The following is an 8,646-nucleotide window of genomic DNA, read 5'->3' as shown; positions in this document are numbered from 1 at the left end:
TCACCGGCCTGCTCGAAGGCGAGGACGTGATGCGCACGGGCGCCGCCATGAAGGCAATGGGCGCGCATATCGAAAAGAAGGGCGCCGAATGGGTGATCCGCGGCACCGGCAACGGCGCGCTGCTCGAGCCGGAAGGTCCGCTCGATTTCGGCAATGCCGGCACCGGCTCGCGGCTGACCATGGGCCTGGTCGGCACCTACGACATGGAGACGACCTTCATCGGCGACGCATCGCTCTCCGGCCGGCCGATGGGCCGGGTGCTGGAGCCGCTGCGCCAGATGGGCGTGCAGGTGCTGAAGGCGGCACCGGGCGACCGCATGCCGATCACGCTGCGCGGCCCGAAACACGCCGCGCCCATCACCTATCGCGTGCCGATGGCCTCGGCCCAGGTGAAGTCGGCGGTGCTGCTTGCCGGCCTCAACACGCCGGGCATCACCACTGTGATCGAGCCGGTGATGACGCGAGACCATACCGAAAAGATGCTGAAGGGCTTCGGCGCCAACCTGACCGTCGAGACCGACGAACGCGGCGTGCGCCACATCTTCATCGATGGCCAGGGCAAGCTCACCGGGCAGACCATCGCCGTGCCCGGCGACCCGTCCTCGGCCGGCTTCCCGCTGGTGGCCGCGCTCATCGTGCCGGGCTCGGACATTATAATCGAGAACGTGCTGATGAATCCGACCCGCACCGGCCTGCTTCTGACGCTGCAGGAGATGGGCGGCCGCATCGACATTCTCAACCCGCGCAATGCCGGCGGCGAGGATGTCGCGGATCTGCGCGTGCGCTCCTCCGATCTCAAGGGCGTCGTGGTGCCGCCGGAGCGGGCGCCGTCGATGATCGACGAATATCCCGTGCTGGCCGTCGCCGCGAGCTTCGCCGAAGGCGAGACGCTGATGCAGGGGCTGGAGGAACTTCGGGTCAAGGAATCCGACCGGTTGGCGGCGGTGGCCAATGGCCTCAAGCTCAACGGCGTCGACTGCACCGAGGGCGAAGCCTCGCTTGCCGTGCGCGGCAAGCCGGGCGGCAAGGGGCTGGGCGCTCATCCGAACGGCCAGGACACGGCGGTAAAGACGCATCTCGACCACCGCATCGCCATGAGCTTCCTGATCATGGGGCTGGCGACGGAAAAGCCGGTGACCATCGACGACGCCAACATGATCGCGACGAGCTTCCCGGAGTTCATGGGATTGATGAAGGGACTCGGCGCGGAGATCGAGTAAGGGCGATGGATGGATTGGAGCCGAACTGAGATGTTGGCAGGACAGAGGGGGGTGTGAAGGAACTCGGCGCTTGTCTTGCTCATCGCGCCCTTCGGTTGCGTCGCCCCGCCCATGACCCACACCTTTACCATCGCCATCGACGGCCCCGCAGGCGCCGGCAAGGGCACCCTCGCCCGCCGACTCTCCGACCATTACCGGCTGAATCTGCTCGATACCGGCCTCACCTATCGCGCGGTCGCGCACAAGCTGCTGGAGCTCGGCCTGCCGCTCGACAATGTCTCGGCGGCCGAAACTGCGGCGCGCCAGGTGAACTTGTCGAACCTCGACCGCACAGTGCTTTCCGCGCATGCGGTGGGCGAAGCAGCCTCCAAGGTCGCGGTCATTCCAACCGTCCGGCGCATCCTGGTCGAGAAGCAGCGTGCGTTCGCGAAGGCGCCGCCGGGCGCGGTGCTCGACGGCCGCGACATCGGTACCGTCGTGTGCCCGGACGCCGACATCAAGCTCTATGTGACGGCAAGTGCGGAGGTGCGGGCAAAGCGCCGGCTGGCCGAAATCGAGAGCATGGGCGGCAGTGCCGATTTCGCCACCATCCTCGCCGACATCGAGCGCCGCGACGAGCGCGACATGGGCAGAGCCGACTCGCCGCTCAAGCCGGCGGGAGACGCGCACTTGCTTGATACCAGCGAAATGGCTATAGAAGCCGCGTTTCTGGCGGCGATGGCGATCGTTGACGACGTCCTGGCCAAGAGAAACAAGGCCTGATCCGGGTTTTCCCTCGTGCTTCTGTTGCCGGAGGCGATGAAAATACCCATATCGGGCACGAACCAGCCTGCCAGCATTCTTCATGCGCCGGACTTGCCGCTTGAGAGCGGCCAAGGGCTCTTCAGCCCGGAACGCCGGCAGGCTCACGCAACGCTAGCCCACGGCGCCCGCTCCGCTCGTTATGCGGAGCACTCCAGGAGAGACAATGTCAGCTGCAAATCCCACTCGCGACGATTTCGCGAGCATGCTCGAAGAATCATTCACCGCCGGCCATTCCGGCGAGGGCCAGGTTGTCCGGGGCACGATCACCGCGATCGAAAAGGACATGGCCATCATCGATGTCGGCCTCAAGGTCGAAGGCCGCGTGCCGCTGAAGGAATTCGGCGCCAAGGGCAAGGACTCCTCCCTCAAGGTCGGCGACACCGTCGAAGTCTATGTCGAGCGCATCGAGAACGCGCTTGGCGAAGCCATGCTGTCGCGCGAGAAGGCTCGCCGCGAAGAGAGCTGGGTGCGCCTCGAGGAGAAGTTCACCAAGGGTGAGCGCGTCGAAGGCGTCATCTTCAACCAGGTCAAGGGCGGCTTCACCGTCGATCTCGACGGCGCCGTGGCGTTCCTGCCGCGCAGCCAGGTCGACATCCGTCCGATCCGCGACGTCTCGCCGCTGATGCACAACCCGCAGCCCTTCGAGATCCTCAAGATGGATCGCCGCCGCGGCAACATCGTGGTGTCGCGCCGCACCGTGCTCGAGGAGAGCCGCGCCGAACAGCGTTCGGAGATCGTGCAGAACCTCGAGGAAGGCCAGGTGGTCGAAGGCGTGGTCAAGAACATCACCGACTACGGTGCGTTCGTCGACCTCGGCGGCATCGACGGCCTGCTGCATGTCACCGACATGGCATGGCGCCGCGTCAACCATCCGACCGAGATCCTCAACATCGGCCAGACGGTCAAGGTGCAGATCATCCGCATCAACCAGGAAACCCATCGCATCTCGCTCGGCATGAAGCAGCTCGAGAGCGATCCGTGGTCGGATATCGGCACCAAGTTCCCGATCGGCAAGAAGATCAAGGGCACCGTCACCAACATCACCGACTACGGCGCGTTCGTCGAGCTGGAGCCGGGCATCGAGGGCCTCATCCACGTTTCGGAAATGTCGTGGACGAAGAAGAACGTGCACCCCGGCAAGATCCTGTCGACGACGCAGGAAGTCGACGTGGTGGTGCTCGAGGTCGATCCGGCCAAGCGCCGCATCTCGCTCGGTCTCAAGCAGACGCTGGAGAACCCGTGGGAAGCCTTCGCGCGCAGCCACCCGGTCGGCAGCCAGGTCGAGGGCGAGGTCAAGAACAAGACCGAGTTCGGCCTGTTCATCGGCCTGGAAGGCGACGTGGACGGCATGGTCCACCTCTCCGACCTCGACTGGACCCGTCCGGGCGAGCAGGTGATCGAAGAGTACAATCGCGGCGACATGGTCAAGGCGCAGGTGCTCGACGTCGACATCGAGAAGGAGCGCATCTCGCTCGGCATCAAGCAGCTGGCCCGCGACACGGTCGGTGAAGCGGCGAGCAGCGGCGAGCTGCGCAAGAACGCCGTCGTCACCTGCGAGGTCATCGCGGTGAAGGACGGCGGTCTGGAAGTGCGGCTGGTCGACAGCGGCCTCGAGACCTTCATCAAGCGTTCGGACCTTTCGCGCGACCGCGACGAGCAGCGCCCCGAGCGCTTCACCGTCGGCCAGAAGGTCGATGCCCGCGTCATCGCCTTCGACAAGAAGACCCGCAAGCTGCAGGTCTCGATCAAGGCGCTGGAAATCGCCGAGGAGAAGGAAGCGGTCGCCCAGTACGGCTCGACCGACTCCGGCGCTTCGCTGGGCGACATCCTGGGCGCGGCGCTGAAGAAGCAGGGCAACTAAGCTCCTTCGCTAGGATCCAAACAAAAACCCCGCCGGAGCGATCCGGCGGGGTTTTTGTTTGCCCGATGAGTTGGCGTTTCAGGCCCGGCCGTAAAGCGGCACCAGCGTGCCGCTCATCGCCTGGTTGGCGGGCGAGGCGAGATAGGCGATCGCTTCGGCGGCTGCCTCCAGGCTGACCCATTTGGTGAAATCGGCGTCCGGCATGTCGGCGCGGTTGGCCGGCGTGTCGAGCGTCGAGGGCGCCACGGCGTTGACGAGGATGCCCTTGTGCTTCAGTTCCTCGGCCATCGCCTGCGTCATCGCGGCAACCGCCGCCTTGCTGGCGGCATAGGCGACCATGCCGGATCCGCGCCTGGGATCGATCCCGGCGCGCGCGGCGACGTTGACGATGCGCCCGGCGGTGCCCGACGTCAGCATAGTGCGCACCGCGGCGCGGCTGCACAGGAAGGTCGTGCGGGCGTTGGTGTCCATCATCTCGGCGAAGGACGCCGATTCGATCTTCTCCACCGGCGCCATGGTGAAACCGCCGGCGAGGTGGATCGAAGCCCAAAGCTCCGGAACCTGATGGTAGAAGGCCTCGACCTTGGCGGAGTCCGAGAGGTCGACATTGTGCGCCAGGTGGACACTGGCGTGGGCCGCATAAGGAAAGTGCGGCGGAGCCGCGGCATGGGCATTGGGCACATGGCAGATCGCGCCCTGCTCCAGCAATCTGCCGACAACCGCGCCGCCGAGCGCCCCAGTGCCGCCCGTCACCACGACATGCCTGCCGTTAAGCGTTTCCGTCATATTTCGACTGCTCCTGTCGTATTCTTATGGTTATGCCGCCCCAGCGTCGAACGTTGCGCCTTTCGCGCTGCCACTCAATTGAAATATCGACATGGCTGCGTCCCTTCTTTGCATGCGTCAGGCCACCGCGGCCGGCAAATATCCGCAGACGCCAGAGCCTTCACGCGCAAGCGCCAAGCTTTCAATCGATCGTGATTTCGATGACGCGCGGCTTGCCTGCCGCGCGCGCACGCTTCAGCGCCTCGGCGAGGCCGCCGACCCCGGCCAGCCGCTCGGCCGCCATGCCGTAAGCCTCGGCGAGCTTGCAGAAATCCGGCGGCGCCGGCGACACGCCGACGGGCTCGACCCCGACATCGAGCATCGAGGTCTCGATCTCGCGATAGCCGCGATTGTTCCAGACGACGAAGATCACCGGGGCGGCGGCGTCGAGCGCGGCGCCCAGCTCCGGCAAGGTGAACTGGAAGCCGCCGTCGCCGGTCAGGCAAACGACGGGCGCCTCGGGCACGGCAAGGGCAGCACCGATAGCCGCCGGCGGGCCGTAACCCAACGCGCCGAAGCCGGTCGCGGCGTTGAACCAGCCGGCCGGCCGGTCGTGGTCGTAATAGAGGTTGGCGGCATAGATCGGCTGGGTCGAGTCGCCGACGATGATCGCGCCCGGCAGCGCGTCGCGGATAACCTCCACGGCGCGCATCTGCGCCACATATTCAGGCCTCAGCTCGGCCAGCGCCGCCTCTCTCGCCGCGGCCGCGCGGGCAGCGCCGTCTTGCGCGGCGACATGGGTGGGGCCCAGCTCAGCCAGCAGCGCATTGAGCGCTTCGGCGCAATCGGCCTGGATCGCGACGGTGACCGGGCGGCGCGCGATCTGGTCGGCGCCGATGTCGATGCGGATGAGGTTCGGCGGCAGCACGAAGCCGCCGTCGGCATAGCCGTCATAGTCGGTCGGGCCGAATTCGGTGCCGGCGGCGATCACCAGATCGGCGTCCGCCATCAGCGCGCGCACCGCCTTCAGGCTCGGGCTTGCCGGCACGCAGAGCGGATGGCCATGCAGCAGGCCGCGCGCATTGGCGGTCTCGACGACCGGCGCGCCCAGCACTTCGGCGAAGCGCGTCAGCGCGGCATCGGCCTGCTTCGCGCCGCCGCCGGCGAGGATCAGCGGCCGACGAGCCGCCCTGATCAACCTCGCTGCCTCGGTCACCACCGAAGCTGCCGGGGCGGGCGGCGCGGTGTTGCTCGGCACCGGCGCGAGCCCCCCGGCGGGCTTGACCATGACATCGGTCGGGATCTCGATATGGACCGGACCCGGACGCGACGAGGAGAAAACGGCGAAGGCGCGGGCGAGCGCACCGGGCAGCTCCTTGGCCTCGGTGACGCGCTCAGAGAACAGCGCCACCTTCTCCATCATGCCGCGCTGGTCGGGCAGTTCGTGCAGGAAGCCGAGGCCCTTGCCAAGCGTATCGGTGGCGTTGACGCCGGAGATCACCAGCATCGGCACCGAATCGGCGCGCGCCTGGCCCATGGCGGTGATGGTGTTCGTCAGCCCCGGGCCGGTGATGACGAAGGCGACGCCCGGCCGGCCGCTGGCGCGCGCATAGCCGTCGGCCATGAAGCCGGCGCCCTGTTCGTGGCGCGGCGTGACATGACGGATCTTTGAGCGCGCCAGGCCGCGATAAAGCTCGATGGTGTGCACGCCCGGAATGCCGAAGACGATGTCGACGCCATGCGCCTCGAGCAAGGTGATGAGCGCTTCGCCGACGGTTGTCATTGGTCTTCTTCCCTTTGTTTCTTACGCAATTCCGGACGGAAAACCGCTTCTCACTTTTCCTGGAATTGCTCTAGCGGCTCGAGACCGAGTTCGGCCTCGACGGCCTTGATGCCGATCGCCGCCAATTCGCCGGGCGAGAACATCTCGCCGGCCAGGCAGCCTTCGATCCAGAGCCCGTCGATGATTGCATTGATCGCGATGGCGTGGTGGCGCAGCTCATTTGCGTCCGGCTTGCGCCGTTCGGCGGCGAGCACTTCGGCCACAACCGCTTCCACCTCGTTGCGAAAGCCAAGATAGCCTTCGCGGTGGGCACGGGCGAGCGTCGGATCCGAACCTGCCCGGCCGATGAAGGTTGCCCAGAGCGAAAATACCCGCGCGTCGATGATCGGCGCGTTGAGGTTGGCGGTGACGAAAGCCGCAAGGCGTTGGCGCGGCGAGGCATCTTCCATGACCAATGCTGCTTTCGCCTGCTCGGTCATGCGGCCGACCAGCGCCGTATAGGCCTCCTGCAGCAATTCCTCCTTGCCGGGAAAATAGTGCCGGATCAGCCCGGCGGTGACGCCGGCACGCAATGCGATGGTGCGCAAGGTGGCGCCCTGCAGGCCATATTCGGCCACGCTGTCCAGAGTCGCTTCGATCAGATCCTGCCGCCGCCGCTCCTCGCCCTCGCGACGGAACTTACGGCGCGCATTCATTGGCGCAGGATCGGCCGCGTCAGGCATGTCGGCCCACCTTCGCAGGCGATGCAGAGCGCATCCGCCTCGAAGATCTCAACCGCGCAGCCGGCGGCTTCCATCGCGGCTTTGGTCCTGGGAAAGCCTGCGACGGCAATGACCTTGAGCGGGCTGGTCGGCAGCACGTTCAGGCTGAGCCCGTTGGAAGCGGCGAATTCTCCGGCGTCGCCTTCGACCAGCCGGACGCCCCGCGCCTTCAGCATCTGATAGAACGGGGCCGGCAGAAGCGGTGAATGGACCAGCGCGAGATCGTCGGCCAGCGGGCTGATCACCGACATCAGATGCAGGCACGCCTCTTCGCCCTGCCACAGCGGCAGATCGAAGCCGTAGACGGAAATGCCCAGCGGCGTCAGCAGGTTGGAAACCTGCTGGATGCCTTGCTGATTGGAGCGGACACCGCGCCCGATCGCCAGCGTGCGGGCATCCACCCATACACAATCACCGCCTTCGACCTGGCCAGGAGCCTCGACGCGGCCGAGGATCGGAATGCCCAGTCTTCTGTAGGTTTCCTCATGCAGCGACGGCTCCCCGGCGCGCAATGGCTTGCCCATGGACAGGATCAGCGCGCCGCGGTCGGTCATCAGCGATGGATCGTGCGTGAACACCGAATCCGAAAGGCCGTCGGCCCTGTCCTCGATCCATTCGATTTCGGCGCCGGAAGCCGCCACCAGTTCAGCAAGAACCGCGTGCTGCGAGGCAGCTTTCGCCGGGTTGAACCCCGGGCCATAGTGCCATTGAGCTCTGTCGGCGTCGCGCATGGCGTTGGCTGCCGACCGCATCAGCACGCGCCGCAGCGGCGCCGCCATGGACTGTGATCCGAAAGCGCTCATCGATGCCCTTTTATGCTGAAAAAAACCGAGAAAATTTCATGAAAGGCTATTTATACACTTGCATAACAAGGCCGCAAGTGCCGTAATAAGCGGGATTGACGGGCTCGCGCTGTCGGGTCCATGCTGAAGTCTGGAACGGGCAGTACAGCGTATGTTGATTAGCCGGATGGACGTTCGACGAACTGCCTTCGACCAATTAGAGGTCACCCGTTGAGCGCGGTGGAGGCTGCCGCAGTCCCATCCGGCGAGGCGCAAACCGGCGCCGCCGAAGCCATCCATGTCGAGAACCTGCACAAGAAATTCGGCCAGCTGCACGTCCTGAAGGGCGTTTCGCTGTCGGCGCGCGACGGCGAGGTGATCGCCATCATCGGCGGCTCGGGTTCGGGCAAGTCGACACTGCTGCGCTGCATCAACTGCCTGGAAAACCCGACCAGCGGCATCATTCGCGTCAACGGCGAGGAGATCAAGCTCAAGGCCGACAGCCACGGCCACACGGTTCCGGCCGACCGCAAGCAGATCGAGCGCATCCGCTCCCGGCTCGGCATGGTGTTCCAGAATTTCAACCTGTGGAGCCACATGACGCTGATCGAGAACGTCATCGAGGTTCCGGTGCATGTGCTCGGCGTCAAGCCCGACGCGGGCAAGCAGC

The 8,646-nt window shown here is 65.8% G+C and carries 8 protein-coding genes; 4 read left to right on the top strand and 4 right to left on the bottom strand.

Annotated elements, in window-relative coordinates:
- From aroA to rpsA, 3 genes are all read left to right on the top strand, one after another.
- Nucleotides 1–1,220: 3-phosphoshikimate 1-carboxyvinyltransferase (aroA, locus tag EOA38_RS19900; protein WP_127300022.1), on the top strand; the 1,220-nt coding region annotated here is incomplete at its 5' end.
- 111 nt (nt 1,221–1,331) lie between these two features.
- On the top strand, nt 1,332–1,982 hold the full coding sequence (gene cmk / locus EOA38_RS19895; RefSeq protein WP_127300023.1) for a (d)CMP kinase: 651 nt from the start codon (nt 1,332–1,334) through the stop codon (nt 1,980–1,982).
- A gap of 205 nt (nt 1,983–2,187) precedes the next feature.
- Nucleotides 2,188–3,885, top strand: a complete 1,698-nt coding sequence (gene rpsA, locus EOA38_RS19890) for a 30S ribosomal protein S1 (RefSeq protein WP_126090587.1) — start codon at nt 2,188–2,190, stop codon at nt 3,883–3,885.
- Nucleotides 3,886–3,963: 78 nt separating this feature from the next.
- Here rpsA and EOA38_RS19885 read toward each other — a convergent pair whose 3' ends face one another.
- The 4 genes from EOA38_RS19885 to EOA38_RS19870 all read right to left on the bottom strand — a co-directional run bounded on the left by EOA38_RS19885 (nt 3,964) and on the right by EOA38_RS19870 (nt 7,997).
- Nucleotides 3,964–4,671: an SDR family NAD(P)-dependent oxidoreductase gene (locus EOA38_RS19885; RefSeq protein WP_127300021.1), complete on the bottom strand. Its 708-nt coding sequence runs from the start codon at nt 4,669–4,671 to the stop codon at nt 3,964–3,966.
- A 181-nt stretch (nt 4,672–4,852) separates the two neighbouring features.
- A complete protein-coding gene (locus EOA38_RS19880; RefSeq protein WP_127300020.1) occupies nt 4,853–6,433 on the bottom strand; it encodes a 5-guanidino-2-oxopentanoate decarboxylase in 1,581 nt (526 codons plus the stop codon).
- Nucleotides 6,434–6,483: 50 nt separating this feature from the next.
- Nucleotides 6,484–7,128 carry a TetR family transcriptional regulator C-terminal domain-containing protein gene (locus EOA38_RS19875; protein ID WP_245480881.1) on the bottom strand — a complete coding sequence of 215 codons (645 nt, stop codon included), beginning with the start codon at nt 7,126–7,128 and terminating at the stop codon, nt 6,484–6,486.
- Entirely contained in the window at nt 7,125–7,997 is an 873-nt protein-coding gene (locus tag EOA38_RS19870; protein WP_127300018.1) for a dimethylarginine dimethylaminohydrolase family protein, read from the bottom strand. The genes EOA38_RS19875 and EOA38_RS19870 overlap by 4 nt, the downstream gene beginning before the upstream one ends.
- Before the next feature lie 210 nt (nt 7,998–8,207).
- Here EOA38_RS19870 and EOA38_RS19865 point away from each other — a divergent pair.
- A partial coding sequence (locus EOA38_RS19865; RefSeq protein WP_127300017.1) for an ATP-binding cassette domain-containing protein occupies nt 8,208–8,646 on the top strand: 439 nt, incomplete at its 3' end.

The organism is Mesorhizobium sp. M1E.F.Ca.ET.041.01.1.1 (assembly GCF_003997355.1).
Classification (GTDB): domain Bacteria; phylum Pseudomonadota; class Alphaproteobacteria; order Rhizobiales; family Rhizobiaceae; genus Mesorhizobium.
The sequence above is the reverse complement of the archived record's forward strand: the minus strand, read 5'-3'. Positions and strand labels throughout refer to the sequence as shown.

What these genes read in the sequence shown, in the direction of transcription:
- EOA38_RS19885 (WP_127300021.1), bottom strand. Translation starts at nt 4,671, where the DNA reads ATGACGGAAACGCTTAACGGCAGGCATGTCGTGGTGACGGGCGGCACT.
- EOA38_RS19875 (WP_245480881.1), bottom strand. Translation starts at nt 7,128, where the DNA reads ATGAATGCGCGCCGTAAGTTCCGTCGCGAGGGCGAGGAGCGGCGGCGG.
- cmk (WP_127300023.1), top strand. Translation starts at nt 1,332, where the DNA reads ATGACCCACACCTTTACCATCGCCATCGACGGCCCCGCAGGCGCCGGC.
- EOA38_RS19870 (WP_127300018.1), bottom strand. Translation starts at nt 7,997, where the DNA reads ATGAGCGCTTTCGGATCACAGTCCATGGCGGCGCCGCTGCGGCGCGTG.
- EOA38_RS19880 (WP_127300020.1), bottom strand. Translation starts at nt 6,433, where the DNA reads ATGACAACCGTCGGCGAAGCGCTCATCACCTTGCTCGAGGCGCATGGC.
- rpsA (WP_126090587.1), top strand. Translation starts at nt 2,188, where the DNA reads ATGTCAGCTGCAAATCCCACTCGCGACGATTTCGCGAGCATGCTCGAA.